Source organism: Myxosarcina sp. GI1 (assembly GCF_000756305.1).
GTDB lineage: Bacteria > Cyanobacteriota > Cyanobacteriia > Cyanobacteriales > Xenococcaceae > Myxosarcina.
Window position 1 is genome coordinate 130,674 of sequence record NZ_JRFE01000014.1, and the last position, 17,195, is coordinate 147,868.

Consider the following 17,195-nt stretch of genomic DNA (forward strand, 5'->3'; position numbering starts at 1 on the left):
CATGATAGAAGATATTAAAATTGCCCTATTGGGAACTACGGGAGCGGGAAAAACCAGTTATTTACTAGGGATGTACGCCGTCATGCAGACAGGAGTACAGGGTTTTACCCTGGCGGCAAAAGATATGGATACGGATTTAGACCTGACCGAACGATGGGAACGATTGATTGCCGTTGAGGGAGAAGACCGCTGGCCCACACCCAACGCGGCAGAGATGGAAAAGTATTCATTTAACTTTAGCTATGGTTTTCGTCCTTTAATTGGTTTTGAATGGCTGGATTATAGGGGTTTGGCATTGAGCGATCGCTCGGAAGAAGTCGATGTTAAAGAATTGAGCGATTATCTCACCCAGTCTCAATGTTTGTTTTTGTGCGTATCGGGAGAACACCTAACAGAAAAGCTTACCCTGTCTACAGTCCGTCAGCTAAAAAGCGATCGCATGAATCAATTTATTCAGCAATACGTCAGCCACGACACAATTCCTAGTTCCAATCGTCCTTTTCCCATTGCTATTATCATTACCAAATACGATCTCTGTCAGCATCGTGAAAAACAAGAGATTATTGCCGACATCAAAAAATTATTTCAAGCTTTGTTTACACCAAATTCGGGTTGGCTGGTAATGATTTGTCCCGTTAGTCTGGGTAAAGACTTGAGTGACGATCCTCACGGTGGCGATATTGTACCTGTAAACGTTCATTTGCCGATTGTATTTGCCGTTTATGCCCAGCTAAGAAAATGGGGCATCGAACTAAAAGAAAAACGCGATCGCGCGGGGCAAACAGTTGAGGAAATGAAAAAAACTAATGCTCTCTGGCAATTACTCAAAGAGCGAGAAATTAAATCCAAATCAGCAGAATTACAAGATTGCGAAACTCAACTTACTACTGTCGAAAAAAATATGAAATTACTAGCAGAAGAATTACAGCAAGTTTCACTATTTTTCAGTGGTAATGAGGTGACAGCAGATGTCTGAACGAAAGTGGGCGGCAATTGTATACGGACGTAGCTATCATCTTGATTTTCGCTTTATCGCCATTCCCGAAGACTTTGGCGAGAAAGAAATTAGTTGGGCATCAAAATATATTTTTGCCACCACTCGTAAAGCCAGAAACTTACCCGCTCATCCTCGTTGGTCGCTATTTAAAAATGAAACTCATTGCGCGATCGGCGTTACCTGTATGGTACGGGATTTAGTTAGCAGCATGGATTTAGCTGGAACATCAATACCAACTAAAGATAATCGTGGCAGACCTCTCTATATTTTTGTTGGCTATGTAACTCAACTTAACGCTTCACAATCTTATTTAGATTTTCCTACCTACACCGAACATCTACAAGATTTTGCCAATCTCTATCAATACGTTCGCCAAGTTTGGACGATTGAAGATTATCATCAGAACAGCAAAAAACCTATAGTTACTAAATATCAAACTATTCTTTCTCCAGCCAAACTAACAGCAGATGTAACTTTAGCCGCGATCGAAGAATTAAACCACCAACAAAAGCAGCCCGATCGCGTGTTTTTCTGGCAAAGCGAACGCCAACACGATTGGCAACTATGGCTGGCAGCAGCAGTTTGTCCTTACCCAATTTCTCTTTGCCTCAATATAAATAGCGATCGCTACTTTAGTAACAGTCCATTTTTAAATCAAACCCTTACAAGTGTAGATGGTTTTACTATTAAAGAGCGAATTGCTACTCAAAAACAACTTCCACCAGCACAACCAGTAACGCGATCGCTTTCAAAAAGCATAACTAATAAAGTCAAAAGCGATCTAGAACTTACCATCTATCACGCTAACTATGCAGCTACGCTAGGACAAGAATTAGTAGAAAATTTTACTAGTAAAGTAAAAGTTAAATCGCTACATAATACAGAAACAGAAGCGCAAGATGACTTTGGATTTAAATATAAAAAATCTACTCAAGATAATTCCAGTTGGTTTTAATTTATCGAGAGGACAAATATCTCTAGCCAACATTTTAGCGATCTTCACCCGAATAAATTGTTCCGTCGAGCATAGCTGCACCGTTTAACTTGGGATAAGTCCCATCACTAACGTCATAGTATGGCTTTTCAAAATTAGGGATTTTCGCACCGAATAAATTTGCTCCTCTTAAATCAGCATTTTGCAGGTTAGTCCCTAGTAGATTAGCCTCCTGCAAATTAGTTCTCTCCAAATCGTAACCGTTCAACGTGAGACTTAAGAAAAACACTACTGGTAAAAAACAATGGATCTTTGAGAAAGCGAAAACCACGTTCGGGCGATTGTTGTGCTTTATATTCAACCAATAACTCGGAATTACTAATAAGTTTGGCATCCAAAACATTGGTAGCCAAAATAAATCTTCCTGCACGTTGCTTTTCTGTAGCGATCGCTAGTTGATTAGAACTGAGACGAGCTTTAATCTGGTAATAGCTGTTGGTTGGCTTTTGATATTTACTGGGTCTACCAGAGTGTTTATATTCAGAACGTTCGACTATCTCTAAATCAGCCAGTTGATGCCATCTTAATTGGCGTTCAAAATCTCTTGCTGCTTGGAGTGCATCTGGAAGACCGAGCAAATCTTTGTCGGCATAATTGGTTGAGTTTAGTTTGAGCCGAATCAAGGCTTTTGGCTACCTGCTGTTCCAATTGCTTGAGAGCAGCTTCTTGTCTGGCTTGACTTTCGACGACTAGCCAACGCTGTGGAATACCAGCATAATTGCTACAGCATTCAGCAACGGCATATCCCTCTACTGCGCTACTGACTAAAGCTTCGTCATTAATACTTAACAGTTGTCGAGCATCACTCAGGGWGGCTGGCACTCTCGACAACCATCTCAAAGATTTCATTTGTTGTAAATTTTGTTTGCTGTACAGAGCCGCATCAGCGACAAACAGCGCGTCTACATTCCATGAGGCGCGAAATTCTCGGAGAATTTGAGCAAAAATAGCACGGTCTGATTCATTCCCATCTGCTACTCGCAAATACAGTGGCACATCACCATCTCCGCTACAGATTAAATCGACCATAAATTGTTTTAAGTCTGGTCTATGATCTCTCGAATAGCCGTATTGGATTTTGATTGCTGTAGATTCAGTCTCTTCATCAGATTCAGCATATTCGCCATCAACATGAAACGAACTCGAATCGAGATGCAAACTTTTTCTGTCTACATTCATGTTTTTTGCCGCAGCTAGAGCCACCGTTACGAAAACTTGGGTTAAACCTGCTTCAAACAGTTTGTCTAGTACTCTGCCCAAGCAATCATCGTTTAAATGTTCTGGATAGATTCCTGTTCCCAGTAAATGTTCTGTAGCTTTACCTGCAAAGAATTTATCGAACAAGTAGAGGGGCGCACTGACCATTCCCAGACCATTGATAATCATCGCCTTAACTGCTTGACCTGGAGTCACTATTTGTTGATGATGTACTCCTATAATTTGGTTGATTTGTTCGACTAAACCAATTTGGTCAACTATTCCTGCGATAATGCCGTAGTGATTGAGATCTTGTACTTGGATTTCTGAAGTAGATGATGTCATGGTTTAAAAATACCATCTACTCCTCATTTACCTGCGGAATGTCGGGTCTAATTATGCCAAAAAACTCAAGTTATCAACAGATGATGAGCGTAAGCCTGGCTCTGATTTAACTCGGTCAATTTTTGGTAAGTTGTTTGGCGACAAAGGGTACATCTCTAAAGCCTTATTTGAGCAGCTTTACGCTCGAGGGTTGAAGCTTATTACTCGTTATCGTAACAATATGAATAATCGCTTAGTCCCTCTCCTTGACAGGATTTTACTTCGTAAGCGAGCCATTATTGAGTCGGTCAACGACCAGTTAAAGAATATTTGCCAAGTTCAGCACACAAGACATAGAAGTATTCCCAATTTTATGGTCAATCTACTTGGTGGATTAATTGCTTATACTTATCATCCAATCAAACCTTCTCTTGATTTGGAGGATAAAAGCTTACCTGCTTTGCCTCCTGCTATCTTTTAAGTTTATCGAACTCACGTTTACCAACTACCTCCAGCACCACCGCCATCGCTAGAACCACCGCCAAAACCACTACCAGAACTTCCACCACCATCAAAACCACCGCCGCTAGAACCACTGTCATAAAATTGATTGGCAAGAAAAATGTTAGTATTGTTCCTGTTTCTTTTGTTAGAAGAAGAAACGCGAGGAATCATCGTAACTTGTTCTGTTTGATAGTTGCAGCAATGACACTGTTTTTTAGACAGAAATTTCCCTTGACTATGGCGGGTTGCTGCTTCCAAAACTTCTCCAGTGGTAGTTACTGTTAACTCCTGACATTTAGGACAAGTATCATAGCGGTTAGAATCAGAACAATAGGCAATTATGGAGTAAGCTTGTATATCTAGACTACAGCGAGGACATTGAAAACCCCTATAGCTTACTCCACCAAGTTTTTGTGCTACTTGCTGTGCTTTGGTTAGTCTAATAGTTTTGACTCTTACCATCGGTTGATGACATTTGGCACAATGAACATCTTGATTGTCAATACGGTGCAAACTAATGTTTTGATTGGGTTTGACAAAAATTTTATTACGCCGTTTTTGATGCCAAACTATTCCTCCAACAATTAAAGTTAGCCCGCTCCCAACTATTGTAAATATGCTCCAATACCATTTATTGTCATTGAAAACCTCAGAATCTAAAGCCTTTACTAGAGCTTGAGTGCCATCAAGTGTACCGCGATCGAAATCATTTTGTTTATATTGAGGAATAATTTTAGTATCGATAATATTACTCACTCGTTCATCGGGTAAAATAGCTTCAATACCATAGCCAGTTTCAATTTCTACGCGATTTTCACCATAAGAAATCAAGAGTAAAACTCCATTATTAGACTCAGCTTTACCAATTCCCCAATAGTTAAAAAGTTCGGTAGCAAAATCTTCAGGAGAGGCAGCAGGAGCAGTTTCGGGTACAGTCACTACCGCAATTTCCGTTCCGTCTGTGCGTTCTTGTTGACTAATTAATTGATCGAGCTTGTTTTCAGTCTCGCTACTTAATATATCTGCCATATCCGTAACCCATCCACCGCTTGTTTGGCGAGGAGAAGGCACTTCGTCTACAGTTATGGCTTGTCCTGTAAGAGAACTAAATAAGATAGACGAACTTATAAAACCGAGGCTAAATATATGCTTGAGCATTAAAAGATAAATCTGTAATTTGTACTTGTAATGAGCAAATGCACCCACGCATCTGCTGGAAAACTATATTTGACTTATATTTAATACAATCTGTATCTTTATATGAGTCGCGTGATGATTCTATCGAGCGCCAGATTCATTTTTAAACTTTTGTCGATAATTAGTCTGTACATAAGTTTGTTCCTTTAATGAATAACACACTAAAATGAGTGTTCTAAACTTGTTTGAAGTTAAATCTCTATACGTAAGTAAAAAAAGAAATATGCAATAAATTTTTTCAGCTTGAAGCAATTTTACTTTACAGACATTTTTTGCTAAAGCGAAAAAAATTCTTGTGTTATATACAGTGCTACAAGTGTTATTATATGGGTTAGTAGTAATAAGAAAGTGAGTTTGCTTTGTGTAATCTTATTACATAAGCGGTTAATTTAAGCTTGTATTTGTATAGACATTTACTAAATTTGTAAGAAATATGGAAGAATCTAAAAGCGCAAAAATAGCGCAGCTTACATAAATTTTAATTTATCTTTATGGTTAACTGTAAAAGAAAGTATCCTATTTAAGATTTGTAAATATTTGACAAGGCATCAAAAAAATATATAAATGTCAAAAAGTAAGATGCTCCAAATCGTTTCTTTATACCGCTTTAAAAAGATTAATTTATTTTGATTGAAATTTTGAACTTTTATAAATTGCATATTATGTTGAAAAACAACATAAAAAAAGCTATCCAATTAAATTGAAATTGAAAAATGAACGTATTAAAACAGATAATTACTAAAGCCAGTCTCACCACAATTGTAGTTAGTATCGGTCTAGTAAATTCACCAGTCAAAGCAGAAACTAACAAACAATGTACTTATGAAGCAAACAATAGAATAACATGTACTTCTAGTGGCTCGGGTTCTAGCCGTACTGTCAGACAAAGTAGTTCATCTAAAACTACTTTGGATACCAATGTCAATGTTGACATCTCGGAAAAAGTTGTAGAAAACTTATTTAAAGGTATATTGGGGAACGGAAGTAACGAGTCTAAGCAAACTAACCAAAATCGCCGACAGAATAATATTCCAAATATTCCTGGTTTTGGTTTTTAAGTAAGTTTGAGTAAACTTATTTAGGCTTTGATTTACACAAATCAACAATTGTACAATTCATCATTTGCACAAATCATGTTTAGTCTCAAATCATAACACCCAGACTGAGTTACAGTCTGGTAGCCAATGAAGAGCCAAAAAAACTAGACTCCGCTTTTGGTAATTTAGGACAGCAGTTGCTCGACAGGGTGGAGTAACTGAGTGGAACGATGCTCAAAGTTTGGAAGTTTTATTACCCCCAAAAATTGCCAAGACCTTAAAAGTAAGGAAATTAGTCACTTTTACCACTAGTGCCGACACCAATGGTGGCAGTTATTTTGTGACCTACAATTCAGATATTCTCGGTGGAAGGTCGATCGCGTCGCGTCTCCCTCAACTGAAGAACAGACGGCTACGGCTCTCCTGAAGCTAAAACTAGATATTTGTAACATAGCTTGTTAAAAGACGAAAAGAATTATGAGAGCGTCAAAGTTGAGAAGCTAGTACTGGTCAGCACCCAAGCATAAACTATTAGCCCTAAGATAGCTAAACCGATGACAGTGTCTTTTTGTGTCGTCATCCAATGCAGGCAGCCTTGCCAAAAATAGCTAAAAGCGGCGCGGCGTTTAACAGCTAGTTCTGCCATCAAATCAGCTACTCTGGCATCTACTTCTTCGATAGRAATTTCACCTTGCTGATAAGCGATTTCTAATTCATCTAGCTGGTGCCAGTATTCTTTTGTTGCTTGAAGAAGATTAGRAAACATTAACTAAAACTGAAAATTGTAATTTGAATTTACGGTAACTTTGTAGCAGAAACTACTTACCGCCCAGAATATTGCTGTAAAAGTCATTTTTGGGGCAGCAGTAGCTACTCGTTAACTACAGCAGACCCAACTGAGATAGGATGTCTTGACACCTATCAAATGAAATTTTGATTTAGACACCAGACAAGCGGACAAATTCTTCAACCAGGCAACAGAGCTTTCTCAATTTAAGTTGAAAGAACCGAGTGTGGTRGAAGTCTGAGCCATTGTTGAGARAGTTTTATCTTGAAAGACAAATTCGCCATAATCAGCTAGATTATCCAACCCAATTACCGTAAGGTAGATTTCCGCAGATAACCAAAATATAGTTTTGATAAATAGCTGTGACCACTTAACTTTCATGATTGTTTTTCCGAACCAATAGCTAGCAAACACTTTACTTATTTCATAAAGCTCAAAGTGAGTGTTTCGATTTCTTTGACTTTAGATAAGTCCTTCTAGAGTTGCAGCGACGACTCGATAATCCGAATCCCGTCGCAGATTTGCCAGAGCAACTTCTGCTTTTGGAGTTTTGAAATTTCTCAAAACTTTTGCTRCTTGGGCGCGAATTACGGCTTGCTGCGATTGTGCTGCTGAGAGCAGAAGTTCTAAAGCTTTCGACTCTTGTGGTGTTTCGGCTAATTGTCCCAAACTAGCTACTACTGTTTCTCTGACAAYTGGATCGTCTCCTCTAAGACCTAGAATCGATAGTTCTAAAATAGTTTCTGGATATTGTATGCTGTCGATCGCTGCAAAGATACTAAACCGTACCAACCAATTAGAGTCTCGTTGAAATAATTGCGCCAGATAGGGGATTGCATCTTCGCCATATTTGGCTAAAGAATTAGCGGCTTCAGCTCTGACATTGTAATCGCTGTCGTACTCGATTAAATCCAATAACAACTCAAAGCCTTCATCTGTACGTTTGTGTCCTAAACCTGTAGCGACAAAAGAACGAATAATAAATTCTTTATCGTTGATGGTTCTCTTCAGTAAGGGAATAGCCAAATTAGGTTCGTAGTTTCTCAACTCGGCAATCGCTTTCATGCGATGTTGAGGATCTTGACTATCGAGATAAGTTTCAATCTGATGCAGTTCCATAAGACTATTTTTAAAGTATCTATAAGTTATATTAAGTCTTATTACAATAACTTGCCATACGCCGATCGGTCGATCGAGCAGTAGAATCCGTTAAGTCGAGCGACAATTAGTCTGGTTTCTAAGATGCGATCGCCAATCTAAATCACAACAGTCGAGTAACAAAGAGACAGGGAAAATATGGGGGCAACCGTTTGGAAAAATTTAAAATAGAGCAATCTTCGTTAGTACGGCTACACTAATGATTGGCTTTTTAGTTTTCAGTTAATGGCGAATCAGACCAAGAAAATCATTCACATTGGACGCTTTCTACGCATCGGTAGAGCAGAGGGATAATCCTGAATACAGAGGTAAACCATTAGCAGAGGAGTGCTTCTCCCCGTCAGCGTGGTGTAGTGGGAGCAGCCAGTTATGAAGCCAGAAAATACGGAATTCATTCAGCTGTGCCATCAAAACAGGCGATCGCTCTTTGCCCAGATCTTATTTTTGTCAAACCTAGATTTGAAGGTGAGAGAGGCGCGGGGTTCACGCGCATCTCTAATCAGCTTGTTGAAGTGTATCGAGCAATATCGGCACAAATCCATGATGTTTTTAGACGTTACACCGATATCGTCGAACCAGTAGCACTAGATGAAGCTTATCTCGACGTTACTGAAAATAAACAAGGATTACCCTATGCTTCTACAGTTGCCCGACATATCCGCGATGAGATATTAATTGAAACCAATCTCACTGCTTCGGCTGGCGTTTCGGTTAATAAGTTTCTTGCCAAAATAGCATCAGGAATGAACAAGCCCAACGGTATGACTGTCATCTTTCCAGAAGAAGCCGAAGCATTTGTAGAATCTCTACCCATAGAAAAATTTCACGGCATCGGTAAGGTTACTGCTGCGAAGATGCGTCGTCTGGGTATTCAAACTGGACTAGATCTGAAGAAACGCGATCGCTCTTTTTTAGTCAAATCCTTTGGTAAGGTAGGTAATTATTATTACAACATTGCCAGAGCAAAAGATAATCGAACAGTTGAAGCGAATCGTATTCGTAAATCAATTGGTGCAGAGAATTCCTTTGCCGAGAACTTAAAAGATAAAGAAACAATAATTATCAAACTCGAACAAATCGCCCAGACACTCAAAAAACGTATTGACAGACATCAAGCTTCAGGTAGAACGCTGACTTTAAAGGTAAAGTTTTCAGCTTATCAACAAATTAGGCGCTCGCGCATTTTTGAGAAGTGTATTAATAGTTTAGACGTGATTATCACTGAAGCAGTAGAGTTACTAGAAATAGTCGAACTAGATGGTAAAAATATTCGCTTGTTGGGTATTTCACTGTCTAATCTTAATAATTCAAAGAAAGCCAAGATAATACAGYTGTCACTGTTTGAATAATATATCCGAGCGCGTATGGGCGATACAATAATTTCTACCAGCGATCGCTCCAGTTACGATACTAATCTAATCTGTTATCAATTGTGGAAAACGAATATTCTCATTCTCAACAGCGGAGTGGAACATGGCGAGGAAACGGCGAGGTTTCCTATGCTCAAAACCGAAACCAGTCAAATCTTGTCTTTGCCTTGGCTAACGAACTTCAGCAATACGTAGAAGCAAATGCCGAGCAACTAGATAGATAGCAACGATTCGTAAATTTTACTCCTATATCCCTCTCAATCAACTGCCCTGTACTATTAGTTTCTTTAACGCAGCGATATAATTGACAATCCTATGATCTTTAAAGCGTTGAGAGAAAAAGTTTAGGCTGAAACGAGAACCAAGTCGGTATTCAGTATCCACATGACGGTATCCTTGCCAAGGTCTTGGTAATGCTGGCACGATATCCATTCCATAGACAAAACGATAGCTATTGGGAACGCGACGGTTAAAAGATTCTCTGAAACCATTATTGCCAACTCTAGGAGTGCCAAAAGTGTAAATGTCGATATTTTTGACTTGATTTGAGAAATTGTATTGAACGTCAACACCACACAGAGTTGCTAAAGCTCCACCCAAACTGTGACCTGTAATGGTTAAACTTGAGGCAGCATGATTCTTCAAATAATTATGAATTTGCTCTCGCACTGACATATAGGCAGAAGCAAATCCCCCGTGCATTTTAGCACCAGAAGAACTTTCTTCTTCATAAGGATAAACTTGCTCGCGCTCGCCAACAACTTTTTCTTGCAGCACGTCCTGTTGAAATTTAACGACTTCTTGCTTTAAATTGAAATTAGTGTCCCAATCAATGCGGTTTTCGCTACCCCGAAAAACAATATAGATGGAAGTCCCAGCATCGGAAAAAATAGCGCATTGAGTCCCCGTATTTTCCAAATCGATAAGCTCTGGCGTAACGCCAGGAAATCCACTAAATCGAAGCCCTGAGAAGTCTTCATAAACTTCTTGGGAAAGAATTGCACATTTGAGTGCTTGAGAGTAGTCCATTGCTAAAACTTCCTCTTAGATTTGCTTTGAATAAACAAATATTAGATCGAGTACAAGCGAGCGGAATACACGGCAAATTTTTCTTAAGCAAAAGCAAGTTACAAAAAGCAATAAAGATTGCCGAAGCGATAATCGCTCGTTATCCCTACCGATTGGTTTTGCTACCTGTTTGAGTAACGACGGGTGAGGAGTGCGAGCTAGCAAACAGGTTAACTACTTCCAATCTGCCATAGCCCCAAGATCTAGCAAATGACTCATAAAGACCGTCGAGCATAATTAGTTTCTCATAACAATTGTGTTGTAGTGCAAACTATCTATATTGCGAAACTACTAAAGGTTGGCGATCCCACTGTTATTAGGCACACTCTCTAGTTCTTTACCAGCATGAGAATTCTATTGCTCTCTGTGACAATATCCGAGGTTTATTAAAAAACACTAAAATTGCTAGACAAAATTGTTAGGTTGTGTATGTAACTCAAATTCAGTATTTTACTGAGGAGAAACATCATGACAACTCTTTTAATTAGTGTTTTAGTTTTGGGCTGGCTTTTAGCTGCTACTATCGGCACTTATGCTTACTTTGCCAACGGAGACAACTGAACTTCCAACAAGACCGCTTCAGGTTTGAAATATTTCCACATAAAGGAGGGAATAATGACAGATTTAACCAAGTATAAAGCTAGATTAGCTTGTGTAGATTGGCTAATAGATATTTATCGACAGCATCCTAGTATGCGTCAAGTAGAACTTTTTAAAGAACAACTCAAACGGAAAAAACAGGAAGATAAAAATATTTATCAGTCCGTCAAAGAGAAACTAGCTTCTTGCTAATAATAATTTTGGCTGGAGCGATACCTATTCGTTCCAGTCTAATAATTAATTAATAATAAATTCTATCTCTTATAGAATAATAGGGAAAAATTCTGTTTTCTATATAATAATAGCGATCGCCCTGATTTGCCCCGCGTCGATTTCTCCAGTTTCTTCTTTGAATCGCTCTTACGTCAAAATATTCTACTCCTGAGATGTCGTATTCTCTAAGTTCTTTAAGATCATCCCGAATCGAAACTGCTTCATCCTCGCTCTTAAAATTCCAACTGCCTTTACCTCCAGCACTAAGATCGTCAAAATTAAAGCTATCGGCAGTTCTGCTTTGAGCGTTGCTTGGTAGTGTAGAAAAATTGACAACTATGATTCCTAAAGCAACTGCGCTTAAGTGTATTACTCTCTTTGCAGTAGTCAACATAGTGTTTCGATCTGAAGTTCTGTTACCTCTAAAATATAGAAAAAAATTTGTCACCTCTGCATCCACACTGGGAACGATACTTAGATATTTTGCTGGTTGATGCAGAGCGATCGCGCCCACTACGATACAATAAATCCCGTTCCTCGCGATCGCCTCTACTCAAAATGCCCATAGATATAAGTCTCTATCCCGACAACTCGAAAGCACTTACACTAGAAATTAATAATACATCAAACATAAAATATTGGATATTGAACAGCTTCGTGCCAAATATCTCTGGTTGGTAAATGAAGAATTACCAGCACAGGCGAAGCAACGCGAGTTTCCCGTAAGATTTAATTATTGTTTTGCCAGAATAATTCTCGATAATTTTTCAATTGCTGTTGGTACGAAGCAATAGACCGCAAACAGGGTGCAGCTTACAAACAGCTATCGGTAGAACAGCTAGAAAGAGCCATAGAGATTGCCGAAGTGATAATCGATCGACCAGATAGCTATGTTCGGGAGCTTAATCAGAAGAATTGACCGCATCATTCTTGAAGAGAATTGATAAATTTGAGCCTACTTATAATGCCTTTATTTACTTAAACTCCGATGCTTTAAAGTTAGCTAAAGAAATCGATTTAGAGTATGAAACTTCTGGTCCGCGCTCTCCCTTATACTAAATCCGATTTAAAAAGTATGTAAACATGTGGTGTTTTTAAGCCAATGATAATTGGTCAACTTATGAACTTCATCTTTCATTTCACTGACTAGACAGCAACGCTCTAATAAAATATTTTCAATCTCATTAATAGTTTCAAAATATTGATTTACCAATGGCTCATCTATCAACTGCCAAAGTCTTTCGGCAGGTTGTAATTCGGGAGAATAGGGAGGTAAAAATTCAATTTCTATTCCTGAAGGAATTATGGCTGTTTTACTTCGATGCCAACCCGCATTATCTTCTACCAAGATAATTTTTTTTGATTACTAACTCCAGCATCAATCGCAAATTGTCGATCGACCAAATTAAGCCAATTTGTATTAACTCTTGGAATTAAGTACCACAAGGTTTCCCCAGTTTTCGGTTTCACAAATCCATAAACATACAACCATTCGTAGCGATGTTGTACGACCGCTTCGGGTCGATTACCAATTTTTGACCAAACCTTTTTGAGTATTGGTTTTAATCCTATTCTATGCTCATCAAAAAACCATAGATCTATTTGTACGCCTGGATTTTCTTGTTCTAGTTTTTCAACTTTCAATGGGAGGTTAGCTTTGAATATTTCCTGCTCCAATTTATCCGCTTTTTTATGTGTTGGTCTTGGACTCTGCCAGGAGTAACCGCACTTTTTTAGATAGTCCCAACCTCGCTGATTCCAGACTTTTTCTTTTCCCGTTTCTGTTTCAATCCAGCGAGCCACTTTCGTTCCTGTCCAGATTCCTCCATCTGGCGGCTTATTCTCGATCGCTCTTGTTAGTTTTTCTAACTGTCGTTGCGATAATAACCTTTTTTTTCCTCTAGCATGATTGCTGGTTTGATTTTTGCAATTCTTGACCCCTTCTTCTCCATAAAGGTTATATCGACTAAGAATCTTTTGACCATAAGAATAAGAACATCCCACAGCGAGCGCGCTATTTTTTATTGTCCATCCCAAAGATATTTTCCACAGCAGATGCCATCTTCTAGCTTCTACGGAGTCTTTACTTTTAAGATATTTTTTTTTAAGCTCACTCGAACTAAAATGCTTGGCTAAATAAGCTGTTTTTGGCATTTAACATTTTTTTGTTATTTCTCTCTATTTTACACGTACTTTGGTAATCGGATTTAGTATAAGAAGCACCGCTCGGTAGTCCATTGAATGCTCAAAAGAGCGCAGGTCGATGAAAAAAACTTCATCCCATTGGTTGCGCCATTTCCACACTAGCCATAGTTTAGAAGCTGGTTGTAATTTGCGGTTTCTACAGCAGAGTTTGGCTCATGTCAGCGTGACTACTACCGAGCGTTATCTGCATATATCTCCCGAAACTGGTAGCAGTCAGTTTATTGATTTTTAGTGAGGAAGCCTGCTGACGAAACGTCAGCTAAGGCAAGTCTCACTTTAGAGAGTTGGTTTAGGTAGGGCGATAAACCCTCTGAGTATGGCTTCGCTACGCGCTTATTGGGAACATCTATCAAACGCTTATCAAGAAGCTTTAAATTTAGTCATTAGTCATTAACTTTTCAGAAATAGATCCAGAGGAAAGTGGCCGTATGTTCCTGCAATCAGGTCATTTTCACTAGAACAAGAAACAATAACGCCTCGATATTTCCCTGTATATTGTTTTGAGTAATAAGACATTTTGTGAGTACTAAATTTCAAATAAACTGGTGACAAACTAATGGAAACGTTCTCTTGCACCAAATTACTTTGATGCGCGGAAATGCTCTGGTTCCCCGAGCTTATTCCACGCGCATGTTGATAACCTAAAGCCTCTAAATAACTAGCTAAAGCTGCAAAGCCTTACTGAGAATTATCGGCGCAAATCCCTAAATTTTGTGATGACGATAAACTCGTTACCAATAACAAGCTATGGCGGAGTAACTCTGGTTCTATTGACGAAGATGTATTTGTTACTTGGGCGCAATCGTATGACTTTACAATTTTTAAAGCTTTATCTAGAGTTAGAGTGGGCGGTTGTGATGCAGACATAGTAATGTTGTGGTTGATGTTTGAGCTTAATTTTTTGGCGGTTACTTCAAGCTAGAATACACGTTCGACCATCAGAGTGTAGCAGTTTTTAAAAACACAATATGCCCGACCTTCCAGAATTCATTCAATATCTTTACGAAGAATATCGCTCACTCGATTCGGGTTCTTTGGCTAGCTACATTCCCGAACTTACTAAAGTCAATCCTAACTGGTTTGCCATATCTATCATTACTAAAGAAGGAGAAGTCTTTGAAGTCGGAGACATCTCGGAAAATTTTACCATTCAATCTATATCTAAGGTTTTTGTCTTTGGCATGGCACTAGAAGATTGCGGTCGTCAAATTCTGCTAGAAAAAATTGGCGTAGAGCCTACTGGCGATCCTTTTAATTCGGTAATTCGCTTAGATGAAAACTCCAAGCGTCCAGATAATCCAATGGTCAACGCTGGAGCAATCGCTACTGCTGGTTTGATTAAAGGCTCAAACCCCACCGATAAGCTGAATCGAATGCTAGATATGTTTCGTCGCTACATCGGTCATGATGTTTATATAGATGCTCCTGTATTCATGTCAGAAAGAGCTACTGGACATCGCAATCGCGCTCTGGCTAATTTACTGCTTAATTTTGGCATTATCGATCGTAATATCGAAGAAATTCTCGACCTCTATTTCCAACAGTGTTCGATAGTAGTAAACTGTCACGATTTGGCAGTAATGGCTGCAACTTTAGCAAATCGAGGCATTAATCCCATAAATCAAGACAAAGCGATCGAGCCTTGTTACGTTAGGGATATTTTGAGCGTGATGTATACCTGTGGGATGTATAACTATGCGGGAGAATGGGCTTATAAAGTAGGAATTCCCGCCAAAAGTGGAGTTTCAGGAGGAATAATTGCTGTAATTCCTGACCGCGCTGGTATTGCGGTTTACTCGCCATTAATCGACCATAGAGGCAATAGTATTAGGGGAATCAAAGTATTTGAAGCTCTATCTGAAGAATTTCAGCTTCATTTATTGGATTTTCCTTTAGAACAGTGTCCCTTTCTAGATATTTCTCATCGAGATCCAATCAGGAGGCTTTGAAATTAGTCAGTTTTTAACGTATAAGCGTCTATACTTTCTTTGAAACCAAGAAACACATCTTTTCTGTTGAAAACGTGGTGTATCATTTTTAATCGGTCTTCCCCGATGCTTTTTAGATTTATAAATTCATTTGGGGAACTGAGGTCTAATACCTCTTTTTCTTAATTACAATCACTTTTCGTGGCTCTCATAACCCTTATCAGCAGCTAATATTGAGAATCTTCGTCTGGAGCGACCTAGTTTGCCTGTCTGTATTTTAATTCCATCTAGCAAAGACAATATTTGCTCTCTTTCGCTACCGCAGCTTGCGAAGCAAGCAAGCGTCGCTTCTGCGGCGCGACTTGAGCTATTCGGCTCTGCGCTGCTGTAGTTTTGTTAGTTAATGGCATACCATTGCCTTCAGTAATGGTATGAATCAAAATTCCTTTTCCCTTACAGCTGTAAGCAACTGCTTCACCGATACCTTTTCTAGAATAATAGCTAGTCCTAAAGGTAGGGGTTCGGCAGTTCCAAGTATTAGGGATGTTCCTGCTGCTGCGATCGCGCAATGCGTAATACTCATCATCGGCGGTAAAAAGGTAAGGTTACTTTCTACCAGTTTGGGTTTGGTCAATGGGATTTGTCAGTTATTTGGCTCACCGTTCATTATCATAATGTTGATACTAATTCTTAACTTACCAATCGTCCTATGTCCTGGCTTGACCTACGTTACGCTCGTCAACAGCAGATTCAACGGCTAGACCCAGTTACCGACCATTGCCAGATTTGTCATTTATTAGCTGGTTATGAATTCCCTTGGGATATCACCCGTTCTTTAGAACTAGCCATGCTCAAAACTTATTGCGTTCCCAGCATCTCCCAACTGCTCGACCGAACTAACGAATTCCATCATCATACCCAAAAACGCTACGATGATACGGGCTTACTAGTAGCTGAAATTCTCAAATGGGGCTACGACAGCGATCGTGGTCGAGAGTCTATTCGTAGGATGAATGCCATTCACGGGCATTACCCAATTAGTAATGAAGATTTTCTCTACGTTCTTTCTACGTTTATCTACGAGCCAATTCGCTGGAACGAGCGTTTTGGCTGGCGATTATTTGCTGAAACTGAAAAGCTAGCTATTTTTTACTTTTGGCTAGCAATTGGTAAGAAGATGCACATCCGCGATATTCCCTCAAGCTACGAGCGATTCGCTCAATATAATCAAGATTACGAACGGCAACACTTTATTTATTCTGACAGCAATCGTCGTGTTGGAGAATCAACTATCAATTTATTTCTCAGTTGGTTTCCTGCTTGGTGTCGCCCTCTTTTTAGACCATGTGTTCATGGGATGTTTGATGACTTAACGCTTGCCGCTTTTGGTTACTCTAATCCTCCAGTTGCTGTACGTAACTTAGTAGAAAATAGCCTTAAGTTACGCGGTCATGTCTCCAGATGGCTTTTGCCGAGAAGAAAACCTGATTTTTTTACTGACAGTAAGTTGAGAAGCTATCCCGATGGTTATGAGCTAAATGACCTTGGACCTACTAAAATGCTTTCCCACCTCAATCATTCTCCCAAACAAGAATAGACTCCTACTATTAGTTCAA

Annotated in this window: 21 protein-coding genes and 4 pseudogenes; 12 read left to right on the top strand and 13 right to left on the bottom strand. The window is 39.2% G+C overall.

Features of this window, described 5'->3' with window-relative positions:
* The first annotated feature begins 1 nt into the window (after position 1).
* Positions 2-976: a hypothetical protein gene (locus tag KV40_RS07545; RefSeq protein WP_036479560.1), complete on the top strand. Its 975-nt coding sequence runs from the start codon at positions 2-4 to the stop codon at positions 974-976.
* The gene (locus tag KV40_RS07550) at positions 969-1,952 is read left to right on the top strand and encodes a hypothetical protein (protein WP_036479563.1); all 984 of its coding nucleotides are present in this window, start codon (positions 969-971) and stop codon (positions 1,950-1,952) included. The genes KV40_RS07545 and KV40_RS07550 overlap by 8 nt, the downstream gene beginning before the upstream one ends.
* A gap of 34 nt (positions 1,953-1,986) precedes the next feature.
* Here KV40_RS07550 and KV40_RS36620 read toward each other — a convergent pair whose 3' ends face one another.
* Positions 1,987-2,169, bottom strand: coding sequence for a pentapeptide repeat-containing protein (locus tag KV40_RS36620; RefSeq protein ID WP_036479565.1), 183 nt, complete (start codon positions 2,167-2,169; stop codon positions 1,987-1,989).
* Between the two features lie 34 nt (positions 2,170-2,203).
* Positions 2,204-3,533: pseudogene (locus KV40_RS07560) on the bottom strand (IS1634 family transposase); the annotation flags it as partial.
* Between the two features lie 7 nt (positions 3,534-3,540).
* Between KV40_RS07560 and KV40_RS31975 the strand changes: the two are divergent.
* Positions 3,541-3,993, top strand: a pseudogene (locus KV40_RS31975) (transposase); the annotation flags it as partial.
* 17 nt (positions 3,994-4,010) lie between these two features.
* Here KV40_RS31975 and KV40_RS33210 read toward each other — a convergent pair.
* Positions 4,011-5,174, bottom strand: coding sequence for a YgcG family protein (locus KV40_RS33210; RefSeq protein ID WP_081942823.1), 1,164 nt, complete (start codon positions 5,172-5,174; stop codon positions 4,011-4,013).
* Between the two features lie 752 nt (positions 5,175-5,926).
* Between KV40_RS33210 and KV40_RS07575 the strand changes: the two genes are divergently transcribed.
* Entirely contained in the window at positions 5,927-6,271 is a 345-nt protein-coding gene (locus KV40_RS07575; protein WP_036479567.1) for a hypothetical protein, read from the top strand.
* A gap of 454 nt (positions 6,272-6,725) precedes the next feature.
* On the opposite strand, the gene KV40_RS07580 is transcribed toward KV40_RS07575, so the two are convergent.
* Both KV40_RS07580 and KV40_RS07590 read right to left on the bottom strand, forming a co-directional pair.
* Entirely contained in the window at positions 6,726-7,016 is a 291-nt protein-coding gene (locus KV40_RS07580) for a hypothetical protein (protein WP_036479569.1), read from the bottom strand.
* A gap of 483 nt (positions 7,017-7,499) precedes the next feature.
* Positions 7,500-8,156 (bottom strand): HEAT repeat domain-containing protein, encoded by a 657-nt coding sequence (locus KV40_RS07590; RefSeq protein ID WP_036479570.1) that lies wholly within the window; start codon positions 8,154-8,156, stop codon positions 7,500-7,502.
* A 271-nt stretch (positions 8,157-8,427) separates the two neighbouring features.
* Between KV40_RS07590 and dinB the strand changes: the two are divergent.
* Positions 8,428-9,544, top strand: a pseudogene (gene dinB, locus KV40_RS07595) (DNA polymerase IV).
* 15 nt (positions 9,545-9,559) lie between these two features.
* Positions 9,560-9,760 carry a hypothetical protein gene (locus KV40_RS07600; protein WP_036479572.1) on the top strand — a complete coding sequence of 67 codons (201 nt, stop codon included), beginning with the start codon at positions 9,560-9,562 and terminating at the stop codon, positions 9,758-9,760.
* Positions 9,761-9,826: 66 nt separating this feature from the next.
* On the opposite strand, the gene KV40_RS07605 is transcribed toward KV40_RS07600, so the two are convergent.
* Both KV40_RS07605 and KV40_RS34740 read right to left on the bottom strand, forming a co-directional pair.
* Positions 9,827-10,594 carry a lipase family protein gene (locus tag KV40_RS07605; protein WP_036479573.1) on the bottom strand — a complete coding sequence of 256 codons (768 nt, stop codon included), beginning with the start codon at positions 10,592-10,594 and terminating at the stop codon, positions 9,827-9,829.
* Between the two features lie 145 nt (positions 10,595-10,739).
* Positions 10,740-10,868, bottom strand: coding sequence for a DUF1643 domain-containing protein (locus KV40_RS34740; protein WP_156113975.1), 129 nt, complete (start codon positions 10,866-10,868; stop codon positions 10,740-10,742).
* A 233-nt stretch (positions 10,869-11,101) separates the two neighbouring features.
* Here KV40_RS34740 and KV40_RS37275 point away from each other — a divergent pair, with 233 nt between their 5' ends.
* Positions 11,102-11,194 (top strand): endonuclease, encoded by a 93-nt coding sequence (locus KV40_RS37275; protein ID WP_371260770.1) that lies wholly within the window; start codon positions 11,102-11,104, stop codon positions 11,192-11,194.
* 54 nt (positions 11,195-11,248) lie between these two features.
* A complete protein-coding gene (locus tag KV40_RS34745) occupies positions 11,249-11,425 on the top strand; it encodes a hypothetical protein (protein WP_156113976.1) in 177 nt (58 codons plus the stop codon).
* 49 nt (positions 11,426-11,474) lie between these two features.
* On the opposite strand, the gene KV40_RS07610 is transcribed toward KV40_RS34745, so the two are convergent.
* Positions 11,475-11,840 (bottom strand): hypothetical protein, encoded by a 366-nt coding sequence (locus KV40_RS07610; protein WP_156113977.1) that lies wholly within the window; start codon positions 11,838-11,840, stop codon positions 11,475-11,477.
* 28 nt (positions 11,841-11,868) lie between these two features.
* A complete protein-coding gene (locus KV40_RS34750; RefSeq protein WP_156113978.1) occupies positions 11,869-12,012 on the bottom strand; it encodes a hypothetical protein in 144 nt (47 codons plus the stop codon).
* A gap of 72 nt (positions 12,013-12,084) precedes the next feature.
* On the opposite strand from KV40_RS34750, the gene KV40_RS34755 reads away from it, so the two are divergent.
* Positions 12,085-12,240: a hypothetical protein gene (locus KV40_RS34755; RefSeq protein ID WP_156113979.1), complete on the top strand. Its 156-nt coding sequence runs from the start codon at positions 12,085-12,087 to the stop codon at positions 12,238-12,240.
* Between the two features lie 272 nt (positions 12,241-12,512).
* Here the strand turns inward: KV40_RS34755 and KV40_RS34765 are convergent, their stop codons facing one another.
* Entirely contained in the window at positions 12,513-12,794 is a 282-nt protein-coding gene (locus tag KV40_RS34765; protein ID WP_156113981.1) for a transposase, read from the bottom strand.
* Positions 12,788-13,600 carry an IS630 family transposase gene (locus tag KV40_RS34105; protein WP_156113982.1) on the bottom strand — a complete coding sequence of 271 codons (813 nt, stop codon included), beginning with the start codon at positions 13,598-13,600 and terminating at the stop codon, positions 12,788-12,790. The genes KV40_RS34765 and KV40_RS34105 overlap by 7 nt, the downstream gene beginning before the upstream one ends.
* A gap of 109 nt (positions 13,601-13,709) precedes the next feature.
* Between KV40_RS34105 and KV40_RS33225 the strand changes: the two genes are divergently transcribed.
* On the top strand, positions 13,710-13,883 hold the full coding sequence (locus KV40_RS33225) for a tyrosine-type recombinase/integrase (RefSeq protein WP_081942804.1): 174 nt from the start codon (positions 13,710-13,712) through the stop codon (positions 13,881-13,883).
* A 158-nt stretch (positions 13,884-14,041) separates the two neighbouring features.
* Here the strand turns inward: KV40_RS33225 and KV40_RS33230 are convergent.
* A pseudogene (locus tag KV40_RS33230) lies at positions 14,042-14,518 on the bottom strand (DUF1824 family protein).
* 101 nt (positions 14,519-14,619) lie between these two features.
* Here KV40_RS33230 and glsA point away from each other — a divergent pair.
* On the top strand, positions 14,620-15,600 hold the full coding sequence (glsA, locus tag KV40_RS07625; protein ID WP_036479577.1) for a glutaminase A: 981 nt from the start codon (positions 14,620-14,622) through the stop codon (positions 15,598-15,600).
* A 415-nt stretch (positions 15,601-16,015) separates the two neighbouring features.
* Here the strand turns inward: glsA and KV40_RS36110 are convergent, their stop codons facing one another.
* The gene (locus tag KV40_RS36110) at positions 16,016-16,213 is read right to left on the bottom strand and encodes a hypothetical protein (protein ID WP_216595560.1); all 198 of its coding nucleotides are present in this window, start codon (positions 16,211-16,213) and stop codon (positions 16,016-16,018) included.
* A 75-nt stretch (positions 16,214-16,288) separates the two neighbouring features.
* Here KV40_RS36110 and KV40_RS07630 point away from each other — a divergent pair, with 75 nt between their 5' ends.
* Positions 16,289-17,176 carry an oxygenase MpaB family protein gene (locus tag KV40_RS07630; protein ID WP_036479579.1) on the top strand — a complete coding sequence of 296 codons (888 nt, stop codon included), beginning with the start codon at positions 16,289-16,291 and terminating at the stop codon, positions 17,174-17,176.
* Positions 17,177-17,195 lie beyond the last annotated feature (19 nt).

Bases quoted from the DNA above. Each gene is read 5' to 3' on its own strand.
- KV40_RS07545 (WP_036479560.1), top strand. From the start codon at position 2: ATGATAGAAGATATTAAAATTGCCCTATTGGGAACTACGGGAGCGGGA.
- KV40_RS07550 (WP_036479563.1), top strand. From the start codon at position 969: ATGTCTGAACGAAAGTGGGCGGCAATTGTATACGGACGTAGCTATCAT.
- KV40_RS33210 (WP_081942823.1), bottom strand. From the start codon at position 5,174: ATGCTCAAGCATATATTTAGCCTCGGTTTTATAAGTTCGTCTATCTTA.
- KV40_RS07575 (WP_036479567.1), top strand. From the start codon at position 5,927: ATGAACGTATTAAAACAGATAATTACTAAAGCCAGTCTCACCACAATT.
- KV40_RS07600 (WP_036479572.1), top strand. From the start codon at position 9,560: ATGGGCGATACAATAATTTCTACCAGCGATCGCTCCAGTTACGATACT.
- KV40_RS07605 (WP_036479573.1), bottom strand. From the start codon at position 10,594: ATGGACTACTCTCAAGCACTCAAATGTGCAATTCTTTCCCAAGAAGTT.
- KV40_RS34740 (WP_156113975.1), bottom strand. From the start codon at position 10,868: ATGCTCGACGGTCTTTATGAGTCATTTGCTAGATCTTGGGGCTATGGC.
- KV40_RS37275 (WP_371260770.1), top strand. From the start codon at position 11,102: ATGACAACTCTTTTAATTAGTGTTTTAGTTTTGGGCTGGCTTTTAGCT.
- KV40_RS34745 (WP_156113976.1), top strand. From the start codon at position 11,249: ATGACAGATTTAACCAAGTATAAAGCTAGATTAGCTTGTGTAGATTGG.
- KV40_RS07610 (WP_156113977.1), bottom strand. From the start codon at position 11,840: ATGTTGACTACTGCAAAGAGAGTAATACACTTAAGCGCAGTTGCTTTA.
- KV40_RS34750 (WP_156113978.1), bottom strand. From the start codon at position 12,012: ATGGGCATTTTGAGTAGAGGCGATCGCGAGGAACGGGATTTATTGTAT.
- KV40_RS34105 (WP_156113982.1), bottom strand. From the start codon at position 13,600: ATGCCAAAAACAGCTTATTTAGCCAAGCATTTTAGTTCGAGTGAGCTT.
- KV40_RS33225 (WP_081942804.1), top strand. From the start codon at position 13,710: ATGAAAAAAACTTCATCCCATTGGTTGCGCCATTTCCACACTAGCCAT.
- glsA (WP_036479577.1), top strand. From the start codon at position 14,620: ATGCCCGACCTTCCAGAATTCATTCAATATCTTTACGAAGAATATCGC.
- KV40_RS07630 (WP_036479579.1), top strand. From the start codon at position 16,289: ATGTCCTGGCTTGACCTACGTTACGCTCGTCAACAGCAGATTCAACGG.